Source organism: Vibrio ezurae NBRC 102218 (genome assembly GCF_000467185.1).
Classification (GTDB): domain Bacteria; phylum Pseudomonadota; class Gammaproteobacteria; order Enterobacterales; family Vibrionaceae; genus Vibrio; species Vibrio ezurae.
The window spans coordinates 205,884-231,443 of sequence record NZ_BATM01000008.1; the positions used below are offsets into that span (position 1 = coordinate 205,884).

A 25,560-nucleotide genomic window follows, 5' to 3' on the forward strand; every position below is an offset into this window, starting at 1 on the left:
GTTTTACATTGCGCTTGCAATGCGTTTACGCGTTTTAAAGATTACAACGATTGATGTAGTTGATAATAACGCCCTTGCGAAGAGAGCAGTTGTTGGTGGCGGCCTTGTTCTACAATTTCGCCTTGCTCAAGGATGACGATATTATCCATTTGACTTAAGCCAACCAGTCGGTGGGTAACAAAAATCACCGTTTTATCTTGATAATGCTGCTCTAACAGAGTCATGATTTGTGACTCTGTAGAGCGATCTAGCCCTTCGGTCGGTTCATCGAGTAGCAAAATAGGGGCATTGTGTAAAATGCCTCTGGCAATGCCAATACGGCGCTTTTCACCACCAGAAAGTTGACGACCACCATCGCCTAGCCACTGCCCCAAGCCCGGTTCATCCATCAGATAACCAAGACCAACGTTGGCTAAGGTGCTAGCCAGTTCTTCGTCTGTCGCTTGCGGTTTGGCAATGAGCAGGTTATCACGCAAGGTGCCATTTAGAATATCCACTCGTTGGCTGACCACAGAGATAAGGCTACGAAGCTCAGACTCTGACAAGGAGGTCAGCGGCTGATTCGCAATAGTAATGTGTCCTTGTTGTACGTCCCAGTAACGGGTAAGTAACTGTATTAAGGTTGATTTACCACTGCCTGTTTTACCTAAAATAGCCACTTTATTGCCTTTGGCGATATTCAGTGACACGTCATTGAGTGCTAAAGGCGTGTGCTCCGCATTGGAGTAAGCAAACGAGACACGGTTAAATTGAATCGCATCCCCTTCATCAAATGCAGCACGAGGCTCGCTATAAGTGGGAAATTGCACTTCGGGCTCTGCGCCAATGACTTCGTTAAGGCGTCGCGCTGAAGCTAAGGTTTGTCCCAAGTATTGGAAAGCGCCAGCAATTGGCATCAGCAGTTCAACACTGGCCAATGTTGCAAATACCACTAAAGCCACCAGAGGGCTAGGGCCTGCGCTGCCTACGCCATCGGCTGACATCCACATGATCAAAATTAGGGTAAAACCACTGGCCATTAACAGCAGTGCGTTCGCCAGACCCGTAATGTGAGCGTTGATGGCCTGATTGCTTAGAAGGGCCATTTGCGCTTGATCTATTTTGTCGCGGTAGCGTTTTTCTGCGCCAAACAGTAAGAGCTCATTATGTCCTTCAATCCAATCTAACGCGCGAATACGTAAGTCAGCGCGATTTTGCGTCAGTTTATGCCCGTTACCTTTACCCAGTTTGTAAAATAGAACCGGCCAAACCAGCACTAGGGTCATTAAAATTACGCCTAATGTGAGACCAATATCGCGGTCAAACCAGATCAAAAACCCAGATAGACAGAAAATGCCTAATACACTGAGAATCACAGGGCTGACGAGGCGTAAGTAGACGTGATCCATTGCCGATACATCAGCAATGAGGCGGTTTAACAGATCCGCATCTCTAAGCACACCAATACGACCGGGAATCAATGGTGTCAGTTTTTGATAAAAGTACACTCGCAGATCGGTGAGTAGTTTAAAGGTTGCATTGTGAGACACCACTCGCTCGCCCCAACGTCCGGCGGTGCGTCCCATAGCAAAGCCTCTTACGGCGCCCCCGGGTAACATATAATTGAAGGTTTCTCGGGCAATGGTCAAGCCGGCAACGGCAGCAGCAGATAAGAACCAGCCTGATAGTGTCAATAAGCCGATGGAAGCAAAAAGGGTTAAAAACCCAAGAATCATGCCTAAAGATAGACCAAACCAATGTTTTTTATACAGTTTGAGATAGGGGAGTAACTCACGCATCGATGTCGCCTCCCAGTCCTTGTTGTTGATTTAACATTTTCTCGAAAGTGCCTTGATGTTGTAGCTGCGCAAAAGTGCCTTGTTGAGTTAACTGACCACTTTCTAAGACCAATATTTGATCCATCACTTGTAAATTATTTAATTGGTGAGTCACCATTAATGCCGTTTTATCAAGTAAGGCATTTTGTAGACTTTCATTGATTAATGATTCACTGCGCGCGTCTAAGCTGGCGGTAGGTTCATCAAGCAGCCAGAACTGTCCATCTTGTAATAGTGCACGGGCTAGGGCAATCCGTTGTGCTTGACCCACAGAGAGGCCGCCGGAGCGATCAGATATTGGATGTTCAAGACCTAACCTATCGATAAACTCATCGGCATGGGCTTGTTTGATTTTTTGTTGCAACAGTTGTTCAGTAATCGGTTTTTGTGCCAAATTTAGATTATCGGCAATCGTGCCGTGTACCAGTAGCGGGTTTTGACCCACCCAGCTGACCAATTTGCGATAGCTTTCTAAATCAGCCTGCGCTAATTCGATGCCGTTTACTTTTAAACTGCCTTGATAGGGTAAAAAGCCTAATAAAGCGTTCATCAGTGACGTTTTACCGGCACCACTTGGACCCACTAATGCGGTTTTTTGACCATTTTGTAGGGTAAAACTGACTGGGCCAACCAGCGTTTTGCCTTCGGCGCTACTCACGGTAAGGTCGGTTGCTTCAATCACAAACTGGGATTGTTTATCGATGATTTGTCCGTTTTGCTGCTGCTCAGGCTCATCAATATTCAGAAACTCTACAATACTTTCGGCGGCACCAATTGCTTGCTGTTTCGCATGATAAAATGTGCCTAAGTCACGCAGGGGTTGATAGAACTCAGGTGCCAATATCAATATGAATAGGCCGGTAAATAGGGTAACGCTCGTGCCATAGTGACCAAAGTTCAGTTCACCGATGAAGCTAAATCCAAAATAGACTGCGGTTAAGGCGATAGAAATAGAGGTGAAGAACTCCAGCACTGCGGAGGATAAGAAGGCGATTTTTAATACGCTCATCGTACGTTCACGAAACACCTCAGAGGCGGCGTGCAGTTGCTCTTTCTCATCGGCGGCGCGATCAAATAGACGAATGGTCGTCATCGCTTGCAGTCGATCATAAAAATGGCCGGATAAACGTTGCAAGGCTTTAAAGTTTTTTCGGTTTGCGTCAGCGGCGCGTTTGCCCACTAATGCCATGAAAAAAGGAATCAATGGCGCGGTGAGTAAGAAAATAAGACCCGCAAGCCAGTTTTGAGGGAAGACCACCACCAGAATCATCAGAGGCACAAGTGTTGCTAGTGCCATTTGCGGAAGGTATTTAGAGAAGAAATCTTGCATTTCCTCGACCTGCTCTATGAGCATAGTCCCCCAAGCACCTGCCGTTTTTCCTTTAATGTGAGCAGGGCCTAAACGGCGCATCTTGTCGATAATCAGTCCGCGGACATAAACGCGAATTTGCTCTCCGCTTCGATAGCCGGTCACCTCGCGTACCCACGCCAAAATACTGCGCACCACAACGGTCACTCCAAGGCCAATAAACAGTGGAATAAGCTCAGACTTATTGTGATGCTCAATAATGACGCTGTGCAGAATTTGAGCAATCAAAGACGCTTGGATGATCAGAGTGATTGCCGAAACAATGCCTGCCACTACGGTGAGGGTTAGCCATCGCTTTGCCAGTTTACTTTGCTGTTTTAGCCATCGGCTCAACTCGCTTTGCGTTTTCTTATCCATGAATAGGTACTAAATGAGAATAATTTTGATTTCGGGAGTATATCGAAAAACGTCCACGTTTGTTACACGTGGACGCTAAGATTTCAATACAAGAAGACGTTATTTCTCTTAACTGTCTAAGGCATCAAGGTAGCGTTCTGCATCGAGCGCTGCCATACAGCCTGTGCCTGCAGAAGTGATGGCTTGACGGTAGTGATTATCCATCACATCACCGGCTGCGAACACGCCTTCAACGCTGGTTTGAGTCGCGTTGCCTGCTAGACCTGAGTTGATCACAATGTAGTCGTGATTCATGCTCAGTTGCTCTTTAAAAATGCTGGTATTAGGTTGGTGACCAATGGCAATAAACACGCCCATTACTGCGATCTCTTCTGTGCGATCAGATTGGGTCTCTTTGAGACGCATACCGGTTACGCCCATATCGTCACCAAGGACTTCATCTAAAGTACGGTCAGTATGCAAAACGATGTTGCCTGACTCTACTTTGTCCATAAGACGCTTAATCAATATTTTTTCTGCGCGGAACGAATCACGGCGATGCACTAAGTGAACTTTTGCCGCAATGTTTGATAGATAAAGCGCTTCTTCTACAGCGGTATTTCCGCCACCAACAACCGCGACTTCTTGGTTACGATAGAAGAACCCGTCACAAGTGGCACAAGCGGATACGCCACGTCCTTTAAAGGCTTCTTCCGATTCAAGACCAATATACTTAGCCGATGCGCCAGTGGCGATAATTAATGCGTCACAAGTAAACTCTTGGTTGTCACCGAATAAGCGGTAAGGCTTTTGGCTAAGATCGACTTTATTGATGTGGTCAAAAATGATTTCAGTCTCAAATTTTTCAGCATGTGCTTGCATGCGCTCCATCAATGCAGGGCCTGTTAAATCACTTGCATCACCTGGCCAATTCTCCACTTCTGTCGTGGTAGTCAGTTGTCCACCTTGCTGCATACCAGTGACAATCACAGGGTTTAGATTGGCACGAGCGGCATAGATTGCCGCGGTGTATCCTGCTGGACCTGAGCCCAAGATAAGAAGTTTGCAGTGTTTCACATTGCTCATAAGTAATTGATCCTTTTAAATTCTGCCCCGATTGTAGGTAATTTGGGCGACGAATAGAAGATGGTGACTAAAGGTATATTGGTGCTAATTTTTAAAACTCAAGGATGGTTCAAGTTTTACCAAAACCGTTCGCACAAAATATGTGCGTAAAGGCTGAGTGTTATTGTTCATAAGGGATAGCTTGTGATGGTGTCGGTTGATTTTCTATAGGGTCACTTTGTGTTTCATCAGCCCTTTTTTTAACCGCACTAGCGTTAACGGCGTTAGCGTCTGTTTTATCGGGTACAAACCTAGGCATGATGGGTGCGTAATCGTAGGTAGGTAACATCTCTAAAATGGGTTGTTGCGGACCTAAAAACTTAGGTTGTGTGTTCATGATATAAAGATCGAGCATGGCTTTGGTTCGCGCAAACACTTCTCTAAAACGCACATTAAACCAAGATGTTGGGATAGGTGAGGGCACACCTAAGCACACGGCATCCACGTTATAATAGTTGGCGATAAACAGTGCTCGGTCACAATGAAAGGTTTGAGTGACGATGATAAAGTCGTAAAGGTTAAAAATCTGTTTGGCGCGCACCACAGAGTCTAGAGTGCGAAATCCTGCATAGTCTAAAAAGATTTTTTCTTCGGGAATACCGGCGGCGAGAAGATCTCGTTTCATGGTCCAAGGCTCATTATAAGAGCGATGCGCGTTGTCGCCACTTAATAAGAATCCGCGAACTTTATTTTGTTTATAGAGCTCTATGGCCGCATTAATGCGGTAAGTGTAATACGGGTTTAGAGCTCGGCCTATGTATTTACTGGTGCCTAATATGAGCGCTACATCTCTTACTGGCGTTGATTTTACCTGTTTATGGATACGGCCTTGGGCCTGATAGCTCATCCAGAAATCAACGGAGCTGAGTAGCAGAATAATGGATAAACTGATTGCGCCACTGAGTAGTATCAGCACTTTTATTAGATGTGAAAGCATGCGCCAAAATGGTGTTTGGCGCCAATACTGCTTGAGCTTATCTCGGGTACCTTTTATCACTAGAACGCGGTGCGCTTGTAGCGGCGATAAACAGGTTGCCAGAAATGATGTTCAATAGACTCTTTAATGGCTTGGTCGGTGATCTCCAGCGCCACACCTTGCTTGATTGCCTGCTTGGCTACTGCAAAAGCAATTTTTTTCGACACAGAGTGAATTTCTTCAAGAGGCGGCAAGAGTGCGCCATGGCCTTTGATGGCAAGCGGTGAGCATTCCGAAAGCGCACGGCTTGACTCCATGAGCATTTCATCGGTAATTCTTGATGCGGACACGGCCAGCACACCAAGCCCAATACCAGGGAAAATATAGCTATTGTTACATTGCGCAATGTCGAATCGTTTTCCATCAACTAAAACAGGTTCAAATGGGCTACCTGTTGCCACAAGTGCTTGGCCTTGAGTCCACTCTAAAATATCTTTTGGCACGGCTTCTACGCGACTAGTTGGGTTAGACAATGGGAAGATAATAGGGCGCGGGCAATGTTTGTGCATTGTTTCAATAACCTGCTGACTGAATATCCCAGGTGCACCCGACACACCGATTAATACGGTGGGCTTAGCATTTTCAGCAACGTCCAGTAGTGAGTAATCTTGGCCTTCGCTCTGCCAGTGAGTTAAATTTTCGGCTTTTTGCGCTAACGGTTTTTGGAAGTCCAATAAATTGTGCATGCCATCTTGCAATAAACCCCAGCGATCCACCATATAGATGCGCTCGCGTGCTTTGTCTTCGGCAAGACCTTCTAATTGCATTTGCGCCACAATGGCTTCGGCAATACCGCACCCAGCAGATCCTGCGCCAACAAAAGTGATGCGTTGATCAGACAGTTTACTGCCAGCGGCATGACAAGCGGCCATTAATGAGCCGACAGTGACTGCGGCGGTGCCTTGAATGTCATCGTTAAAACAACAAATACGATTTTTATAGCGTTGCAGCAACGGCATGGCATTTTTTTGCGCAAAATCTTCAAATTGAATGAGAGCTTCAGGCCAGCGACGCTGCACGGCTTGAATAAACTCTTCAACGAATTCGTCGTACTCTGCGCCGGTGATTCGAGGGTGTCGCCATCCCATATACATTGGATCTGCCAGACGTTGAGGATTATTGGTACCCACATCCAATACGATTGGCAGAGTATACGCGGGGCTAATACCGCCACAAGCGGTGTATAAAGACAGCTTCCCAATAGGGATGCCCATTCCGCCAATCCCCTGATCGCCAAGCCCTAAAATACGTTCGCCGTCGGTGACAACGATCACTTTTACGTTGTGGGTGGAGGCGTTGTTCAGTAAGTCGTCAATACGGTCTCTATTGGAATAAGAGATAAATAAACCGCGTCCGCGTCGATAAATATTGGAGAAATTCTCACAAGCGGCGCCGACGGTAGGTGTATAGATTATAGGCATCATCTCGGAAATATGGTTTTGTACTAAACGATAAAATAGTGTTTCGTTGGTATCTTGAATATTACGCAGATAGATATGGCGATCCATATCATTATCAAATTGTTGATATTGCTGATAAGCACGCTCAACTTGTTCGGCAATGGTTTCCGTGTTCTCTGGTAATAAACCATCTAGATTAAAGTAGACGCGTTCTGCGGCAGTAAATGCACTGCCTTTATTCAGTAAAGGGGTACTTAGTAGAGCGGGTCCTGCGTGGGGGATATACAGCGGTCTTTTATCGTTTTTCATTATTTAACCTAGCTATTTAAAGAGGGCACCAAAGAGAGAAGGCATTGTAAAGTATCCCTATAACAAAGAGAACGTTATCATCTTCATTTTTTGCAAAATGTAGCGTAAAGGTTTGTAGATATATTAAGGTGTTACATGTCTGACAAGGTTATGTGACCATGCGCGATATGAGCCTGTATTAATAGGTTGGGCATTAAGAGGGGCAAAAGAAAAAGAGCAGCAGATGTGCCACTCTTTTTTAGGTATCCGGCATAGGGTATTACATGAGTGATAGAATGCGCTTAGTAGCCATGGCGTATGGTTACAATGTCACTTAATTTACCCAATCTTTGAGAGTGAAGGTTAACGTATGCTCAGCGTTCTTCAGTTGCATCTCGTTGGCGGTTAAAGTGAGTTGATTCCATTGTGCTAAAGACTTGAGATATAGCATTTCGGTAAGCATGACATCGTCTGGACACATCTTCATAGTGGCGCCAATTTGCTCAATTCGGAAATTATTGCCATCCAGTTCACTTTGTCCAAAAAAGTTATTACAGCCTGCGCTGCCGTTTGCGGCCATCTTTTCACCCACTTCAAGGGTCGGTGCGTTAAAATGTTCGTTGACGGTTAAGGGTTTGCCATCTATTTGGGTTAAAACCCAATGGTGGTGTTGCAAAGCACTTTCGTTGACTTGCAGTATGTCCGATTGTTCAACCTTAGAATGGTTTTGCATGGCTGCTTCATTGCTGGTCATTGTGGAACATGCAGAAAGGAGTAGTGCGGAAGAAATCGCGACGGCTTTTTTGTACATTAATGGTCTCCAAAGGATTAGATATCTCTGTTAAGTGTATAACAAATAACAGAAAGCATGTCAGTGATATGTAAGTTGTTTCATTGGTGTGATTTGAATAATGATTGGCTTTGATGAATACTGTTAGAGATGCAACGAGCTTACTTACAGGGAGAAGATATGGAGCAATTAGACTTTTTTGATGTTCCTAGTCCTTGTATCGGCGTATGTAGCTCAGATGACAAGGGCTATTGTAAGGGGTGTATGCGCAATAGAGAGGAGCGCTTTTCTTGGCAGACGCTCTCTAGCGCCCAGAAAAAACATGTGATTAGGCTATGTCGCCAAAGGTATCGCCGAAAAATACAGAAAAACCGCACTGCTTCTACAGCGATAGAGGTGAAAGCGGACAATCATCAAAGACCGCTCTTCTAGAAGCCCTTTCTAGTAAGACTTAGATAGAACCGTCTTTAGATTCTTGCGTTATCTATTGCTAGCGGTATCTATTGATAGACGACCACTCGCGCATATAACACTTTGTATGTGCTTAGGATATATGACACAAATGAATTACTTTGAATCTCCTTTTTCGGGTATTCCGTTAAAACAACAAGTGACCAACCCTAATATCATCGTAGGCGAGTACAGTTATTACTCGGGCTATTATCATAATCACAGCTTTGATGACTGTGCGCGCTATTTAGCGCCAGATAGAGACGATGTTGACCAACTGATCATTGGCCGCTTTTGCTCTATTGGCTCGGGCGCTGTGTTTATGATGGCTGGGAATCAAGGACATAGAAATGATTGGGTGAGTACTTTTCCTTTTTTCTATCAAGATAATGAACACTTTGCTGATGCTGTGGATGGGTTTTTAACCGCAGGCGATACTGTGGTGGGGAACGATGTTTGGATTGGCTCTGAAGCGATGATTATGGCTGGTGTTAAGATTGGTGATGGCGCCATTATTGGCAGCCGAGCGGTTGTGACCAAAGACGTTGCCCCATATGAGGTGGTTGGGTCAAATCCGGCAAAGCATATTAAGTTTCGTTTTTCGCCATCTGAGATTGCCATGTTACTGGAAATGAAATGGTGGGATTGGAGTGAGTGTCAGATTAAAGGTGGTATGCGCTATTTTTGTTCTAGCGATATTGCGGGTCTTTATGACTATTGGCAGAGCGAAGTGCAGCATTAGTGGAGTATGACAAGGGCAAAGTCGGCAAATAGCGTTGGCTTGCTTTGTCAAACGAGTACTCAAGGACTTTTCTAAACTCTAAGCTCTAAGCTCTAAAACGGCGAAAGCCCGATTGTTGGTAGCAATCGGGCTTTCTAATTTTTAAGAATCTACAGTTGGTAAGACTGAGTTCTTGGTATACGCAAAAGGCTGGATGTTATCCGATTAATTCCTTGGTAGGGAATTAGATGCGGATGAAGTCCATGTGCTCAACTTTTGGCTTGAACGCGTGACGTTGAACGTCTTGTGGCTTAACCTTAACTTCTGCGCCGTCGATCACAAGAGTGATTTCTTCGTAGAATTCTGGTTTGTCCATTTGGTTGATTACGTCAGAATGAACTAGCGCGATAGATACTGGCGCTGCTTCACCACCGTAAACGATTGCTGGGAATTGGCCAGCGTGACGTAGGCGGCGGCTCGCACCCTTACCTAGTTCAGTACGTACTACTGCTTCAAATTTCATAGTATTTACTCTCAAATTAGTAAAATAAAAGGATTTTCATCAATTGCTTAGCGACCTAGAATTGATGACGTTCGCTTCATAACGAGAAATCGTTAAAGCGAGCGCGGATACTACCACTCTATACTTCCATGAGCAATAGCTCGCGAGCGTATTTTAGCAGAAGTTAGTGGAATATTTACAGGGAAAACTCATTGTCAAAGATCACATCTCTGAGCTTCCAAAATCGACCGTCTTTTTTTGCGATGACAAATTTGGGTAATTTAAAGCGATGTTGCTGATTCACTACTTTGGTTGGCGATAAGCCATCAAAGGCATGATGCTTATCGGCTAAATGCAGTTTCACAAAGCGTGCGTGAAAACTCTTCTTTTGTGCTGGTGTGTTTAGGTAGAAAAACGTGCTGACTTTATTACCACTTTCTCCTAAGTAGGAGACCTTGAGATAATTTTTACCTTTGCTGTCTTTTGCCACTTCAAATTGAAGATCAGTGCATTCAAACACCAATGCATCTTTAAGACTTAACGCCTCTTTTAGTTTTTTATCTGGGTCGACTAACACCGCTTCACATTCATGACAAATTCTGGCCGCAATGTCGTTGTCTGCACCACATTCACGACAATATTTGGCTTTAAAACGATAATCACAATGCTCTCGTTCGCCGTGTTCATCTTCAAAATACCCTTGGCATTTTCGGCCAAAATGTTCGAGCACAAAGCCATTGTCAGCCGTTTTACCCCAAAAATTGTTATTGAAACCACAAGCAGGACAGGGGATGGTGACGATTTCGTTATCGGGGTCGGGTTGTGGTGCGCCCACTTCCGGTTGGTAAAGATCGTAGCAGTTGCCAGCGTATTCAAGGACTAAACATTCTGTTTTTCCTTCGGATAAGCGCAAGCCTCGGCCCACTATTTGCTGATAGAGACTGATAGATTCAGTTGGGCGCAATACGGCGATCAAGTCGACGTGCGGGGCATCAAACCCAGTGGTCAACACAGACACATTGACTAAGTATTTAAACTTTTGTTGTTTAAACTCATCGATAATGCGATCCCGCTCTTTGGTGTGAGTATCACCAATCACAATGGCCGCATCTCCTTCAGGGAGTAACGAGAATACTTCTTGAGCATGTTTTACCGTTGCAGCAAAGATCATGATGCCTTTACGGTTTTTGCCTAAGGTCATAATTTGTTCAAGTATTTGAGGCGTTGCTCGTTTCGACTTCTCAATAACCAAATCCATATCTGATTCTCGATATCGTCCCATATGAGTGGGGGATATTTCAGAAAAGTCGTAGCTAAATAGGGGAGCGTCGATAATTTTTGCTGGGGTGAGAAACTCTTGATCAAGCAGATATCGAATGGGTAACTCAAAGACACAATCTCTAAAAAAGCGAGGCTCTTCAGAGCGTACTTGGCCACGAGTATGGTATTGATATATCCAACCGAGTCCTAAGCGATACGGCGTTGCGGTGAGTCCCAATATTTTAAGATTGGGATTGAGCGATTGTAGGTGAGTGATGACTTTTTGATAGCTGCTATTTTTGTCCTCAGGCACTCGGTGACACTCATCGATAACCAGCAATGAAAAAGGCTGGTTAAAAGCATCTAAATTCCGTGCGACAGATTGAACAGAGGCAAACACCACTTGTTGCTCCGTTTCCTTTCGACCTAATCCTGCGGCAAAGATCGCCCCGTTAAGTCCATAGCTTTCGTATTTGGCGTGGTTTTGCTCAACCAATTCTTTGACATGTGCCATAACTAATACCTTACCGCGCGCCAATCTTGCTAGCTCCGCAATAACCAAGCTTTTTCCAGCACCGGTAGGTAGTACAATGACCGCAGGTTCACTGCGCTTTCTAAAATAATGTACGACCGCTTTCACGGAATCTGCTTGGTAGGGCCTAAGTTGGTACATAAAAAGAAGACATGTCCTAAAAAATTGAAGTTCGACGGTTTTAAAACGGGTATACTAGCGGACTTCCTGAAAAAGGAATATCCCTCCCCAGTGTAACTGTTCTCTTTTACCGCAAACAAGCGTAATCGATGAGTGATCGATGGCTGCATTGGGTGGATTCTCAACTCTAACAATGACTCCTAGGTAAAAATGCGTATAGATAAATACTTGTGTGATGGTTTGGGTATTAGCCGCAAAGAGGCGACTAAACTTCTCAAAAGTGGTGACGTCACCGTTGATGATGTGATGATTAAATCCGGCTCTGTGAAAGTTAAAGAGGGCCAGAGTGTCGCATGGCAAGAGCGCCCGATTGTATTGCGTGGACCTCGCTATTTGATGATGAATAAACCGGAAGGTGTCGTGTGCTCTCATGAAGACGGTTTTAATCACACAGTATTTGTTCTTATCGATGAAGTTCGTTATGAAGATCTGCATTTTGCTGGACGTTTAGACGTGGATACAACGGGGTTATTGTTGATTACCGATGACGGACAATGGTCTCATCGCATTACTTCACCTAAACACAAGTGCGACAAAACTTATCGTGTATGGCTTGCCGATCCTGTTCAAGATGACTACCAACATAAAATAGCTGAGGGCATTTTGTTGCGTAATGAGCGTGAACCAACACTGCCTGCGCAAATGGAAGTTGTGGGCGAGAATGAAGTATTGCTGACGATTCATGAAGGTAAATATCACCAAGTGAAGCGTATGTTTGCCGCGTTAGGTAACAAAGTGGTGGGCTTACACCGCGAGCGCATTGGTAACATTACATTAGATGCCGATTTAGAGCTGGGTGAGTATCGAGATTTAACCGAGCAGGAAATCCAATCTATTTTCAATAAAACGACAGGGTAACAACAATGACAACATCGTCAGTGGTTAAGCTGAGTTTTGTGATGTTTTTAGTGCTGGGGGCAATATCTGCGTTAACGCCGCTCGCCATTGATATGTATTTGCCTGCCATGCCCGCCATTGCTGATGATTTTGGGGTGATGCCTGGCGACGTACAAATTACCCTGACTATTTATACCTTAGGCTTTGCGATTGGGCAGCTGGTTTATGGTCCACTTGCCGATAGCGTAGGTCGCAAGCCTGTGCTGTTAGGCGGAGTCTCACTCTTTTGTCTCGCGGCAATTGCGTGCACCTTTACCCAGTCTATTGAAGTCTTAATTGGGGTTCGTTTACTGCAAGGTTTTGCCGGGGCTGCCGCTGCGGTGGTGATTCAAGCGGTTGTCCGAGATATGTTTGAAGCAGAAGATTTTGCGCGAACCATGTCATTTATTACCTTGGTGATGACCGTGGCGCCTTTGCTTGCCCCTTTGATTGGTGGTCATGTTTCGGTATTGCTGGGTTGGAGAGCGGTGTTTGCGATTTTGGCTGTCTATGCCGCAATTATGGTCGGAGCCATTGCCATTAAAATCCCTGAAACGTTGGCGCCAGAGAACCGGCAGCCGTTTCACCTGCGGACGTCATTGCAAAATTACGCTCAGTTGCTAAAAAACCGTCAAGCATTGGGCTTGATAATGTGTGGCGCATTTTCATTTTCTGGAATGTTTGTGTTTTTAACCGCTGGCTCATTTGTGTATATCGATATTTATGGGGTAGCGCCGCAAGATTTTGGTTATTTGTTTGGTTTGAATATTTTGACCTTAGTGGCCTTCACCACCTTAAATGGTCGGATCGTGAAAAAAGTCGGCTCTAGTAAGATGATCCTATTTGGCCTGAGCATTCAATTGATGGCGGGACTGGGTTTAGTGGTGTGTTGGATAGCCGATCTTGGGCTGGCGTTTATTGTCCCTTGTGTCATGTTTTACGTGGGAACCATCTCTACCATTGGCAGTAATGGTATGGCTTTGTTATTAAACAAATACCCAAATATGGCTGGCACCACCTCGTCGATGGCGGGAACATTACGTTTTGGCGTGGGGGGGGTAATGAGTTTAATTGTGTCGTTCATGCCCGGTGAGCAGAGCTGGCCGATGTTGACTATGATGGGATTGTGCGCGGTCGCATCCATCGTGATTTATAAAGTATACGGAGAAGTAAAACAGTGAGAAGCTATGCAGAGCAAATGCTAGAGTTGGTTGATATTGCGTTATTGGATATAGACCAGCAGCATCAATCTGGAAAGTTGGCCAATACACCTGTCAGCAATACCAATTATTTATTACGTTGGATCACCAAAAGTATTAAAGAAAAACGTTTTTCGACATTGCTTGCAAAGGATCTGATTGCTTGGCAAAAGTTAGGTCGTAGTCAGGGCAGCAACACCGCACTGTATCAGCGCTTTCAAACCTTATCTGAATTTTACGGCATTTTCTTTGGTGCAGATAAGCCAGTGACGCCATTGCTTGATAAGCAAATTGAGCAATTGATGGATGTCATGGAAGAGGCGGGGTGGAGTGTGACCAATGAGTATGATTTAACGGAGTCTGCCAAAAGCCAAGTATTTACCGATGGTGAAAGCTCATTTGTATTGTGCAGCGACCAGTGTGAGTCTTGCTTTGATGGTGGTGAAGAACTCATGCGTCCAATGAGCTTTTATGTGCGTGGTAATCATGCCCAGTTTATTGAAAAAGCCTTGCAGTGCGGCATGATGTTGCACAAGCAAACCGACTATAAATCTAAAGTAAAATATCATGGGGAATATCTGATTTACCCTAGTAATCAAGGGCCAATATTGGCTGAAATTCCTCGTGATTTTACATTAGCTGATTTCCTCGCACAGGGATAATGAGCGACTCTCAGCATAGCGCATCTTTGCACAGGTAATCTCTGCGCTGTGCTGGGAGTATGAAAGGTCACAGTAAATAAAACCATCATTTACGCTTTGCGACAAATGGCTTTTACCATACCTTTGAAGATAAATAGGTGTGCAGGGAACATGGCATACCAGTACAGCAACCCTAAAAATCCTTTAGGATGCCACCACGCACGCACGTCTAATTCTCTATGGTCGCCGTGATCAATAATCGCGCACTCAAGGCGTCCCAAGCCTGGTCCTTTCATGCCAAACAATAGAGAAAGAAAGGCTTCATCTTCGATACGAATCACTTTCCAAGAGTCTATTTTATCACCTAACTTTAATGTGGGGCCTTCAGGAATACGTCTTTTGGGCCTTCCGCCGCCAAACAATAAATCCAACCATTCACGAGTGCGCCATAATGCATTGGCAAAAAAGTAGCCTTGTTGCGGGCTTCCCAGTTGAGTCACTATCTGCCACAACGCAGCCGCACTTTTATCGGTTTTAATGCGGGCGCCCGCTTGCTTTGGATAATACCCATAGCCCGGTTGCCAACGTTGCAGTGCGCCGGGATCAAAGCCCCAGACTTTGCTTCTCACAAACTCATCTTCACGACACAATGCACTATCAAGCATTTGTTGATAAGTGAGCAACGCTTGCGGATAACGAACACGGATAGCTTGGGAGTTCGCCACAAAATCATGACTTAACCCCGCCAGAAGTGCTCGTCCAACATTACTGGGGACGGACGTCACCATTCCTAACCATACCGACGCCATAGCGGGGGTGAGTAGGGGAGTGGCCAGCAGTCGATAGCGATTGTTGGTGGCGTGGCACAGCATTTTAAATTGCTGTCGATAAGTGAGTGTATCAGGGCCGCCCACCTCATAAGATTGGTGTTGGGCCGCGCTTTCTTGCACTAGTGACAGTAAATAATGGTTAAGGTTTTGCAAAGCAATAGGATTGGCTTTGGAGTCAACCCACTTGGGGGTGATAAGAATCGGTAAGTTGTAGACAAAATCACGCATGATTTCAAACGCAGCAGAGCCGGGTCCAATGATCACGCCCGCTTGTAATTCAATTATCGGCGTATGAGTGTTGCGCAGTATATTCCCCGTTGCTTGACGGGCGTTAAGATGCGCTGAGTCCGCAGTTTGAGGCTGTAGAGAGCTCAAGTAGATGACTTGGCCTATGACGTTTTGCGTTAATGCGGCGGCAAAATGGTACGCAAGAGACAGTTCGTAGTCTAAAAAGTCGTGGCCATGGTTCATACCATGTACCAAAAAAAAGACCGTATCGAAATTGTCGACCACTTGCAAAGTTTGTGCTTTGTTGGCTAAGTCGAGCTGGGTAAATGTTAGATTAGGATGAGAATGAATACGGGTTTTCAGCAGGGCGGAATTTCTCGCGCTGGCCGTCACCAGATGCCCTTGTTCGAGTAATTGAGGTACAAGTTGCGATCCAACATAACCAGAAGCACCTACGACCAATACCTTTTTCTGTTTCATTCTCATTCCTACTTGGTTCTATCCTATAGATAAGAGTATACTAAACAGAGAAAACCCTCACTTTTTCATGGTCTTGTTGAAAAGAACATCACATTTTGCTGAAGATAATCCAAATTATAGAAAATGAGTGAATTATATAAGTTTAAAATGGTTAAAAGGTAATCAATAAATGTTGAGACTGGTAAATGTTAGCAAGGGATTTGTTGACGGTGGAGAATTTAATCCTGTACTACAGAGTGCTAATTTTACGATTGACCGAGGTGAACAGATTGCTCTTATGGGAGAGTCGGGTGCAGGCAAGAGTACATTGCTGAACTTGATCGCTGGCCTAGATAGAGTCGACTCTGGCGAAATTTGGTTTGATAATTATGATATGCATAATTTTAAAGAGAATAATCGTACCCGTTTTCGTCGCAATCACATTGGCAATGTATTTCAACAATATAACCTTTTAACCACCTTAAACGTGGCCGACAATATTCGATTTTGTCGACAGCTGAAAGGGTTACCCGATAACAGTCAGCTATGGCGTCAGATTCTCGCTACATTGGATCTCATGCCTTTACTTGGACGTTACCCTGAAGAGTTGTCTGGTGGACAGCAACAACGTGCAGCGATTGCTCGTGCACTTTATATGGAACCGTCTATTTTACTTGCCGATGAGCCAACAGGTAGCCTTGATGAAAAGAATGCAGAAGCGGTGATGCGTTTGCTCTCTTCTTTAACAAAAGAATTTAATTGTACCTTGCTGGTGGTCACACACAGTGAGAAGGTGGCTTCTTTTATGGACAAAACCGCACGTCTGCAAGGAGGGCAACTGCATGTTATGGCCCATAGCTAAAGCGCTACTTGGTCATTATAAAAGACACCCTTTACAGATAATCCTAGTTTGGCTAGGACTCTCTTTGGGCATCTCTGTATTGGTCGGCGTTCTGGCGATCAATCAACATGCTAAGCTATCTTATACTCACGGTGAGCGTCTCTTCTCCAATCCAATGCCTTACCGTATTCAACCGAAAAATCATTCCAATGCGATTGCGCAAGGCTTTTATGTTCAGCTAAGACGCGAAGGCTTTGGTCAATGTATCCCATTTGATCTCTATCGAACCCAAACGCAAAAAGGGGCATCTGTACAGCTACTTGGTATTGATAGCCTTGCCACAGCCGAAGTTTTTTTTAGAACCAATATTCTTGAAAACCCAATGCTTAGGTTAATGCAGCAGCCGCATCCTGTATTAATTAACGAAACCTTTATGAAATACATGGGGTGGGAAGAAGGGCAGCAACTGGTGCTCTCTGATGGGCAAATGCTCGGTCCTTTGGTTGTGGATCAACAGCAACTGGTGAAAGGCTCCAATCTTGTGGTTGATATGGCGGTGACGCGCAAACTAAGACAAGGTACCGGGTTTTCATTAATTGGTTGTGGAAATTTAAGCCAAGAGAAGATCGATAAAATTCGCACTATGCTCCCTAAAGGTGTGACACTGCGTAAAAACACACGCGCAGAGTTAGTTTCTTTAACCGAGGCGTTCCATTTAAACTTGACCGCAATGGGCATGCTGTCTTTCTTAATAGGCTTGTTTATTTTTTATCAAGCAATGTCGCTGTCTTTTATTCAAAGACAAACCGTGGTGGGTGTATTGCGTCAAATTGGCGTGTCGGGCTGGCAATTGGTTGCCGCGTTAGCTCTTGAGTTGGTTATTCTTATCACGTTAAGTTGGATTTCGGGTAATGTCTTAGGGCTGATGCTTGCCAATAAGTTGCTGCCGGCGGTGTCGATGAGTATTGGTGCCATTTATAATGCCAGTATTGATTTAGTGATCCATTGGCGCTGGTCGTGGAGCGCAAAAAGCTTGCTGATGGCCTTCTTCGGGGTTCTATTGTCTTGTACTTGGCCACTATTGCGTTTAATTCGTTCACAACCTATTCGCTTAACTGCACGCCTTTCGTTGATTCGCTTTGCCGGAAAAGAGTTTTTCTGGCAGGCCGTTTTAGCCGCCATCTTTTTGTTCCTTGCGGTATTTATCCTTCAATTTGGAGAAGGTATCTACGCAGGATTCTCGGTACTGGCTCTGATGCTGATTGGCATCGGTCTTATGGTGCCGTACATTATTTTTGAGTTATTTACTTACCTTGCGTATCGACTGCATTGGGTTAAAGCGCGTTGGTTCTTTGCCGATGCAGCGGCTTCGATGAGTTATCGTGGTGTGGCGTTAATGGCCTTTATGCTAGCGATTACTGCAAACGTAGGGGTGGAGACCATGGTGGGCAGCTTTAGAGACACCACTGATAAATGGTTGTCACAGCGTTTAGCCGCCGATGTTTACGTGCAACCGACAGCAAATGCTGCGCCAAGAATGCTGAAGTGGTTAGAGAAACAGCCGGAAGTGAAAGAAGTTTGGCTACGCAGAGAAACGGAATTGACTACGCTAGATGGCAACATTAACTTGGTCAGTAGCGGTCAAAGCAAGGGTGAAAAAAGCTCATTGTCTGAAAAAGTGACCGTCCCTAACTATTGGCATCATCTGCATCATTCTCGTAGCGTTATGATCAGTGAATCGATGTCGCTAAAACGCAATATTCGGGTGGGTGACTATATTTCGCTTCCCGCACCAGTAGGGCAGCAGTGGCGAGTGGTAGGCGTTTATTACGACTACGGTAACCCGTACGATCAAGTGTTATTATCGGAGAATAGCTGGCGGCAACTATTGCCCGGACAAGGCAGTGTGGGCTTAGGCGTGGTGCTTAACGATAAGTCCAAATCAAGTCAGCTTACTTCTAAATTGGTGCATATTTATCGAACGCCCGCCGATAGGGTGATAAATAACCATACCATTCATACTCAAGCGCTGCGTATTTTTGATCGCACCTTTGGGATCACGGATACTTTGGGGAATTTAACCCTGATTGTAGCGGTGTTCGGCATTTTCTTTGCCACACTTGCCGGTGAAGCATCTCGTATTCACAATGTGGCTCTGCTGCGCTGTTTAGGGGTATCAGGCAAAGAGCTGGTGTTTGTCGGAGGAGCACAGCTGTTTGCGTTTGGTTTAGTGTCATCTTGTATTGCGATTCCTTTGGGCATGGTACTGGCGAGCAATGTCGTTGAACTCATTTTGAAGAACACCTTTGGCTGGAGTATGCAGCTACATGTGGTTCCGTGGGATTACTTAGGTACATTGGCATTGACGGTAAGTGCATTGATGTTGGCAGGCGCGATACCTGTGTTACAAGTGATACGTCGTACCCCAATTAAATCCTTGCGTGATGCACTGTAGAGTGATTAATGAAAAAATTTTTTAATAAATATCTTTTATCTCTGTCGATAGGTTTGTTGATGTTGGTTGTGATAGCTGGGTTAATAACCCGCTATTATCGTGCCAAAGAGCAGGAACATCGCCATTTGATGGAAGAAATGGCTGAACAAGCACAGTCGACCTTTGAACCTGTACTACCGAACAAATCGGTATCGTTTCCCGACGATTTTACGGTGCATCCTACCTATCAGCAGGAAGTGTGGCGTTACATTGCCACCGTTAAAGACCAACAAGGCAACCCTTACCTTGTTCAGTGGTTTCTTTTCCGAATGGCAATGTCTGAAGTGCAAGGTGTGAGTTGGGAATCACCGCAAATTTATACCTCGCAAGCCATTGTGACCACGCCAAAGCAGATTTTCTTAGATCAGCGCTTTGCCAGAGGAGGCATTGGCTTAGTTGGCATCAGACAACGACCTTATCAATTGTCGATTGGGAATTGGTCTATTCGATCTTTTTCTGAGCGACCTTTTCCAGGAAGAGTCTTTGTCTCGACCGATCAATTTAGCGTTGATCTTACCTCTAAATTACTGCGTCCGTATGTGGGGCTAGGGGATAAAGGTTACCAAGTCACTCATGACTTGCTCGCTAAAGCAATGTATGGATATTCTGCGCCTTATATTGAAGCATCTGGGACCATTAGAATTGGTAATCAAGACATCAAGGTTGCGGGCTCTGCGTCTTTTACCCAAGTATGGGGCACGGACATCATGGGGCAAAAGCAAAGTGGCTATAGTCACCTTTTGTTTAGGCTACAAGATGGACGAGTACTTTCGCTGGTTAAATCCCATCATCAAGAGAAAATCCACCCTTACAGCTTTGGTAATTTGTACACTCCCGATGGTAAGCATATTGCCTTAAGCAATGAAGATATTGAAATACGTTCGGTGGGAACAACGACATTAAGTAATGGTAAAGTGTTGCCGCTGCAATGGGTGGTTAATATTCCCAAATACAATATTCATCTCACCGCGCACAGTAATCGTTATGATCAATGGGCGAACCTCTCTATACCTTCATGGTCTGGAAGAATCCAAACTACGGGTAATATTAAAGCTGAAGGCTATTTGCAACTGGTCGGCTATTAGTCGTTATCTAACATAATCAAAAATGAAATTATTGGCGGCAATTTTTGTGCAGTGTCATGCATGGAAGTTGCCCGTTTTGTTTGGTCATACTCGTTGAATTTTAGCGTTGTTTTCTGTGTCTTCATTTACGCGGAGTGATAGGTTTAAATAAGTCTTACTAATGAAATGCATTAACCCAAACCCGATCAATGTCTAACTTTTAATATTTCTCTTCATTGTCTATTGCAGTAAATTTCTCACAAATGCATGTGCTAAACTTGTAGTTAATCACACTATGATACATGTTGATGGCGGAATCGCCCCATTTTGATGCAATAATAAGCTTTACGTATTTTACTTCGGAAATTCCGAGCTTTAAGGTCTGAACAATCGAATTTTATACGGTAGTCGTTCACTATAGACTGTGCGCCACTTAGTTGTGTGAGTCTAATCACAAGTGTAAAGGTTATAATATGAGTCAAATGTTGAAAGATTTTTTTAAGATGGAGTCAGCGGGTGGCGTTATTCTTGTTATCGCTGCGGCGTTAGCAATGTTTGTAGCGAACAGCCCTCTTAATGAAGCTTATCAAGGCGCTCTACATTCTTATGTATTAGGTATGTCGGTTAGCCATTGGGTTAACGACGGTCTAATGGCTTTGTTCTTCCTGCTGATTGGTTTGGAAGTTAAGCGTGAACTTCTAGAAGGTGCGCTTAAATCTCGTGAAACGGCAATCTTCCCTGCAATTGCAGCGGTTGGTGGCATGGTTGCACCTGCTTTAGTTTATGTTTTATTTAATATGGGCGATCCTGCTGCGCTGTCTGGTTGGGCAATTCCTGCTGCAACGGATATTGCATTCGCTTTAGGTATCATGGCGCTACTGGGTAATCGTGTTCCTGTTAGCCTAAAGGTTTTCCTATTAGCACTAGCGATCATTGATGATCTAGGTGTTGTAGTGATTATCGCATTGTTCTACAGCAGCGATTTATCAACTCTGGCGCTAGCGGTCGGCTTTGCGATGACAGGATTACTCTTCTATCTCAACCACAAAAAAGTGACGTCACTTAAGTGGTATGCGTTAGTTGGTGCCATCCTATGGTTTGCAGTACTAAAATCCGGTGTGCATGCGACACTAGCAGGTGTAGTCATTGGCTTTGCTATTCCACTAAAAGGCAATAAAGGCGAGCATTCGCCTCTAAAACACCTTGAGCATGCATTGCACCCATGGTCTGCGTTCTTTATTCTTCCTATCTTTGCGTTCGCCAATGCAGGTGTTTCGCTAGAAGGCATTTCACTGTCTACGCTTGGCTCGACACTGCCTATGGGTATTGCATTAGGTCTATTGCTTGGTAAGCCTCTGGGTATCTTTACCTTTAGCTGGCTTGCGGTTAAGTCAGGTGTTGCTAAGCTGCCTAAAGGGATTGATTTCCGTCATATCTTTGCCGTATCCGTGTTGTGTGGTATCGGATTTACCATGTCGATGTTTATTGCATCACTGGCATTTACCGGTGCGAATGCAGACTTCAACACTCATGCACGTTTAGGCATTCTAATGGGATCATCTATTGCTGCAGTATTAGGTTACTTCTTATTGAGTACCTCACTGCCAAAAAAGAGCGTAGTGGACGTTCAGACTGAAGCAGAAGCAAAATAGTCGCAATCATTACGATTTAGCTAGAAACAACAACACAGAAGGAGAGCCGATGGCTCTCCTTTTTTTTGTCTTATAGCAATGGGTACTAAATAACTGTTTATTTTCCGATCACATACTTAGTGGAATGGGCATTAAGGAAAACGGCAGGTCCCTGTAATGAGACAAAAAAAAGCCCAATCAAAAGGACTGGGCATATACAAACATAGGAGTTAAAAAGAAATAACAGTGGTCGTAACCAACATGAATACTGAAATTGTTTACAAGGTAAAGTCATCTCACTTGTTGCTTACATAAGTAAGACTGGTTGTTTTATAAAGAGTTCAATAAAAAACCATTTTTATTTGAAGGTCATTTCAAAAAGTCAATAACCAACTGATTTTAAAGAAGTAATTTTAATAATTATTTTTTATTTTATTTCTATATCCAGCTTTAGTGATCTGGTCGTACCTGTGTGTCTTTTATTGTTGATCTTTTGTTATTAAGTTGTTAAATTCAAACAAGTGTTTAATACAGGTGATTGACATGAGTGCAGGGCTGCAAACGAAACAAAAGATCATTCAAGTCGCAGAGTCGTTATTTGCGCAAAAGGGGTTTAAAGATACCTCTTTAAGAACGATCACCAGCCAAGCGAATGTCAATCTTGCTTCTGTGAACTATCACTTTGGTGATAAAAAAACTCTGATTCGAGCAGTGCTAGATCGTTATCTTGAAACGTTTATGCCTGAACTAGAACAGGAACTCATTCGTATAGAACAAAATAATGAGAGCACTATGGACGATGTGTTTCGTGCGCTCAAAGTACCTCTGGTTAAGTTAGATAAAGAGTTTGACCGAGGAGCCTGTCGATTTCTGTTGTTAGTCGGACGAGGTTATAGCGATGTTCAGGGGCATCTTAGATGGTTCATCACGACACGTTATGGGCATGTTCTGGATAAGTTCAGTGATGCGGTGTGTAGGGCAAATCCAAATTTAGACAAGCAAACGCTGTTTTGGCGACTGCATTTCACCTTGGGCGCTTGTGTATTTAGCATGGCCTCTAGTGAGGCGCTATTAGACATTGCCAGTAGTGAATTTAGTGTGGATACCGATATTGAAGTAATGGTTGAACAGATAGTGCCATTTTTGGCCTCTGGGATGAACGCAAGTTAATCAGTCTTATTAATAGAAGGGAAAGGATATGACTTCTTACAGAAGAAAATGGGTAAGTGACCCAGCATTTAAAATGTTTAAGAAAGTGCTGCCACCATTGTCTGATACTGAACGTGAAGCCATGGAGGCCGGTAGTGTTTGGTGGGAAGGTGATTTATTTTCAGGTGCACCTGATTGGAATAAGCTGCATGCCTACCCAAAGCCCACTTTAACTGCTGAAGAACAAGATTTTATTGATCATCAGGTTGAAACCTTATTAGACATGATTGATGACTATCAAATTGTGCAAAAGGACCGAGATTTACCAAAACCTGTCTGGGATTATTTAAAAAAAGAACGCTTCTTTTCGTTAATGATTTCCAAGCAGTACGGCGGACGAGAATTTTCTTCTTTAGCGAATTCAACGGTAGTGACCAAAATTGCTTCTCGCAGTATTAGCGCTGCGGTTACTGTCATGGTGCCAAACTCTCTGGGACCGGGCGAACTGTTATCCCATTATGGAACAGATGAACAAAAGTCATATTGGCTTCCAAGACTTGCCGTGGGTGATGAGATCCCATGTTTTGCACTAACAGGGCCAGAAGCGGGTTCTGATGCTGGCGCGATTCCTGATACTGGATACGTGTGTTACGGCGAACATGAAGGACAGAAAGTACTTGGTATCAACCTAAGTTGGAACAAACGCTACATTACCTTGGCGCCTGTGGCAACAGTGCTCGGTCTTGCCTTTAAACTAAAAGATCCAGAAAACCTACTCAGTAAAGGCACCGATCTTGGTATCACTTGTGCATTGATTCCAACCTCTCATGCTGGTGTTGAAAATGGCGAACGTCACGATCCTTTGGGCTTGGCTTTTATGAACGGTCCGACTCGTGGTAAAGATGTATTTATTCCAATGGACTGGCTAATTGGCGGCGCAGATTACGCGGGCAAGGGATGGCGCATGCTCGTGGAATGCTTGTCAGCAGGGCGCGGTATTTCGTTACCTGCACTTGGAACCGCTGTCGGACATTTGACGGCAAAGACCACTGGTGCATATTCATTAGTGCGTAAACAGTTTGGTTTGTCTATTGGACGCTTTGAAGGCGTCGGTGAAAGTTTGGGCCGTATTGGCGGATTGACTTACCTTCTTGAAGCAAGTCGAACCTTGACTACGACCGCATTAGATAGTGGTGAGAAACCGGGAATCGTCACTGCGATTGCCAAATACCATATGACAGAAATGGGACGGACCATTTTAAATGATGCTATGGATATTCATTCTGGGCGTGCGATTCAACAAGGTCCAATGAATTATCTGTCACACCCTTATAGCGGTATTCCGGTTGCCATTACCGTTGAAGGCGCCAATATTCTTACCCGAAATTTAATGATTTTTGGTCAAGGGGCAACACGTTGTCACCCTTATGTGCTCAGTGAGATGGAGCTGGCTTCTGACAGTGATATTGAAAGTGCATCGGCTAAGTTTGATTCTTTATTGTTTAAACACATTGCTCATGCAACCAAAAACAGCCTAGGAGCATTGAGTGCTGCGTTAACCGCTTCAGCGTTTATCTCCGCGCCGGTGTCAGGTAAAACCAAATCCTATTACAAGGATATGACTCGTTTAAGTCGTGCGTTGGCTGTGAGCTCGGATTTTGCGATGTTAACGCTTGGTGGTGAGTTAAAAAGAAAAGAGCTTATTTCGGCTCGACTAGGGGATTTACTCAGCTACTTGTATTTGGCTTCGGCAGCATTGAAACGTTATCAGGATGAAGGTCAGCAAGAAAAAGATTTGCCTTTGTTACAATACGCTGTTGAGCACTGTTTATATCAAGGCGCAAAATCTCTGCAAGAAGCGTACGATAATTTCCCCGTCAGTTGGGCAAAATATGCGATGAAAGCACTAGTCTTCCCGCTTGGTAACCGTTTTGTGCCACCGAGTGATGAACGTACCTTACAAGTCGCTAAGTTACTGATGGAGCAAGGGGAGCATCGTGAGCGTTTGACGAAACTGTGTTATGTCAGTGATAAAGAAGACGATGCGGTTGGGATTATGGAGCGAGCCTTTGATGCTATGTTATCGGTTGCGCCCATAGAGAAAAAGATCACCGAAGCGATTAAAGAGAAGAAAATCGATAAGAAGCAGTCACTACAAGAGAAGCTCAGTATGGCTAAGATGCTCGGGATCTTATCGCAAGAAGAGGTCAATAAAGTGCTTGAGGCGGATAAACTGCGTTACCGAGCCATACAGGTCGACCATTTCAGTCATGACTTTGCTGAGGTGCGAACCCAAAGACAATCCGGTATTCGTCCTGTTGACGACGACGCCGCTTAATTAGACGGTAACAATAAACCCCGTAAACGGAAAGTTTACGGGGTTTTATTTTGCGTGAAAATCA

Annotated in this window: 20 protein-coding genes; 11 read left to right on the top strand and 9 right to left on the bottom strand. The window is 44.4% G+C overall.

The genetic code is table 11. The annotated features are described in order from the left end of the window. Positions 1-41: 41 nt before the first annotated feature. The 6 genes from cydC to VEZ01S_RS04705 all read right to left on the bottom strand — a co-directional run bounded on the left by cydC (position 42) and on the right by VEZ01S_RS04705 (position 8,122). Positions 42-1,778 (bottom strand): heme ABC transporter ATP-binding protein/permease CydC, encoded by a 1,737-nt coding sequence (cydC, locus tag VEZ01S_RS04680; protein ID WP_021712858.1) that lies wholly within the window; start codon positions 1,776-1,778, stop codon positions 42-44. After that, positions 1,771-3,543, bottom strand: coding sequence for a heme ABC transporter permease/ATP-binding protein CydD (gene cydD, locus VEZ01S_RS04685; protein ID WP_021712859.1), 1,773 nt, complete (start codon positions 3,541-3,543; stop codon positions 1,771-1,773). Before cydD ends, cydC begins: the two co-directional genes overlap by 8 nt. 108 nt (positions 3,544-3,651) lie before the next feature. After that, complete coding sequence (gene trxB, locus VEZ01S_RS04690) at positions 3,652-4,608, bottom strand: thioredoxin-disulfide reductase (RefSeq protein WP_021712860.1); 957 nt, start codon at positions 4,606-4,608, stop codon at positions 3,652-3,654. A gap of 160 nt (positions 4,609-4,768) precedes the next feature. Then, a complete protein-coding gene (locus VEZ01S_RS04695; protein ID WP_084621667.1) occupies positions 4,769-5,584 on the bottom strand; it encodes a SanA/YdcF family protein in 816 nt (271 codons plus the stop codon). 59 nt (positions 5,585-5,643) lie between these two features. Beyond that, entirely contained in the window at positions 5,644-7,332 is a 1,689-nt protein-coding gene (locus VEZ01S_RS04700) for an NAD-dependent malic enzyme (RefSeq protein WP_021712862.1), read from the bottom strand. Between the two features lie 313 nt (positions 7,333-7,645). Beyond that, on the bottom strand, positions 7,646-8,122 hold the full coding sequence (locus VEZ01S_RS04705) for an META domain-containing protein (RefSeq protein ID WP_021712863.1): 477 nt from the start codon (positions 8,120-8,122) through the stop codon (positions 7,646-7,648). Positions 8,123-8,281: 159 nt separating this feature from the next. On the opposite strand from VEZ01S_RS04705, the gene VEZ01S_RS04710 reads away from it, so the two are divergent. Next, entirely contained in the window at positions 8,282-8,533 is a 252-nt protein-coding gene (locus VEZ01S_RS04710) for a DUF1289 domain-containing protein (RefSeq protein ID WP_040890140.1), read from the top strand. 130 nt (positions 8,534-8,663) lie between these two features. Then, positions 8,664-9,293 (top strand): type B chloramphenicol O-acetyltransferase, encoded by a 630-nt coding sequence (gene catB / locus VEZ01S_RS04715; protein ID WP_021712864.1) that lies wholly within the window; start codon positions 8,664-8,666, stop codon positions 9,291-9,293. Positions 9,294-9,516: 223 nt separating this feature from the next. On the opposite strand, the gene rplY is transcribed toward catB, so the two are convergent. Both rplY and radD read right to left on the bottom strand, forming a co-directional pair. Then, positions 9,517-9,795 carry a 50S ribosomal protein L25 gene (rplY, locus tag VEZ01S_RS04720; RefSeq protein ID WP_021712865.1) on the bottom strand — a complete coding sequence of 93 codons (279 nt, stop codon included), beginning with the start codon at positions 9,793-9,795 and terminating at the stop codon, positions 9,517-9,519. Between the two features lie 175 nt (positions 9,796-9,970). Then, a complete protein-coding gene (gene radD, locus VEZ01S_RS04725) occupies positions 9,971-11,707 on the bottom strand; it encodes a DNA repair helicase RadD (protein WP_021712866.1) in 1,737 nt (578 codons plus the stop codon). 189 nt (positions 11,708-11,896) lie between these two features. On the opposite strand from radD, the gene rsuA reads away from it, so the two are divergent. Genes rsuA through VEZ01S_RS04740 form a run of 3 tightly spaced genes read left to right on the top strand, consistent with a single transcriptional unit; the run spans position 11,897 to position 14,483 of the window. Beyond that, complete coding sequence (gene rsuA / locus VEZ01S_RS04730; RefSeq protein ID WP_021712867.1) at positions 11,897-12,604, top strand: 16S rRNA pseudouridine(516) synthase RsuA; 708 nt, start codon at positions 11,897-11,899, stop codon at positions 12,602-12,604. Positions 12,605-12,609: 5 nt separating this feature from the next. Next, positions 12,610-13,803: a Bcr/CflA family multidrug efflux MFS transporter gene (locus VEZ01S_RS04735; protein WP_021712868.1), complete on the top strand. Its 1,194-nt coding sequence runs from the start codon at positions 12,610-12,612 to the stop codon at positions 13,801-13,803. Next, entirely contained in the window at positions 13,800-14,483 is a 684-nt protein-coding gene (locus VEZ01S_RS04740; RefSeq protein ID WP_021712869.1) for a DUF2913 family protein, read from the top strand. Before VEZ01S_RS04735 ends, VEZ01S_RS04740 begins: the two co-directional genes overlap by 4 nt. A gap of 89 nt (positions 14,484-14,572) precedes the next feature. Here the strand turns inward: VEZ01S_RS04740 and VEZ01S_RS04745 are convergent, their stop codons facing one another. Further along, the gene (locus VEZ01S_RS04745) at positions 14,573-16,000 is read right to left on the bottom strand and encodes a DUF2867 domain-containing protein (RefSeq protein WP_021712870.1); all 1,428 of its coding nucleotides are present in this window, start codon (positions 15,998-16,000) and stop codon (positions 14,573-14,575) included. Positions 16,001-16,169: 169 nt separating this feature from the next. Here VEZ01S_RS04745 and VEZ01S_RS04750 point away from each other — a divergent pair, with 169 nt between their 5' ends. From VEZ01S_RS04750 to VEZ01S_RS04775, 6 genes are all read left to right on the top strand, one after another. Next, the gene (locus VEZ01S_RS04750; RefSeq protein WP_021712871.1) at positions 16,170-16,841 is read left to right on the top strand and encodes an ABC transporter ATP-binding protein; all 672 of its coding nucleotides are present in this window, start codon (positions 16,170-16,172) and stop codon (positions 16,839-16,841) included. Further along, the gene (locus tag VEZ01S_RS04755) at positions 16,822-19,275 is read left to right on the top strand and encodes an FtsX-like permease family protein (protein WP_021712872.1); all 2,454 of its coding nucleotides are present in this window, start codon (positions 16,822-16,824) and stop codon (positions 19,273-19,275) included. Before VEZ01S_RS04750 ends, VEZ01S_RS04755 begins: the two co-directional genes overlap by 20 nt. A gap of 8 nt (positions 19,276-19,283) precedes the next feature. Then, positions 19,284-20,399 (top strand): lipocalin-like domain-containing protein, encoded by a 1,116-nt coding sequence (locus VEZ01S_RS04760; RefSeq protein WP_021712873.1) that lies wholly within the window; start codon positions 19,284-19,286, stop codon positions 20,397-20,399. Between the two features lie 452 nt (positions 20,400-20,851). After that, the gene (gene nhaA, locus VEZ01S_RS04765) at positions 20,852-22,030 is read left to right on the top strand and encodes a Na+/H+ antiporter NhaA (protein ID WP_040890143.1); all 1,179 of its coding nucleotides are present in this window, start codon (positions 20,852-20,854) and stop codon (positions 22,028-22,030) included. Positions 22,031-22,552: 522 nt separating this feature from the next. Next, positions 22,553-23,179, top strand: coding sequence for a TetR family transcriptional repressor PsrA (gene psrA / locus VEZ01S_RS04770; protein WP_021712875.1), 627 nt, complete (start codon positions 22,553-22,555; stop codon positions 23,177-23,179). A gap of 28 nt (positions 23,180-23,207) precedes the next feature. After that, entirely contained in the window at positions 23,208-25,496 is a 2,289-nt protein-coding gene (locus tag VEZ01S_RS04775; protein WP_021712876.1) for an acyl-CoA dehydrogenase, read from the top strand. The last annotated feature ends 64 nt before the right edge of the window (positions 25,497-25,560 follow it).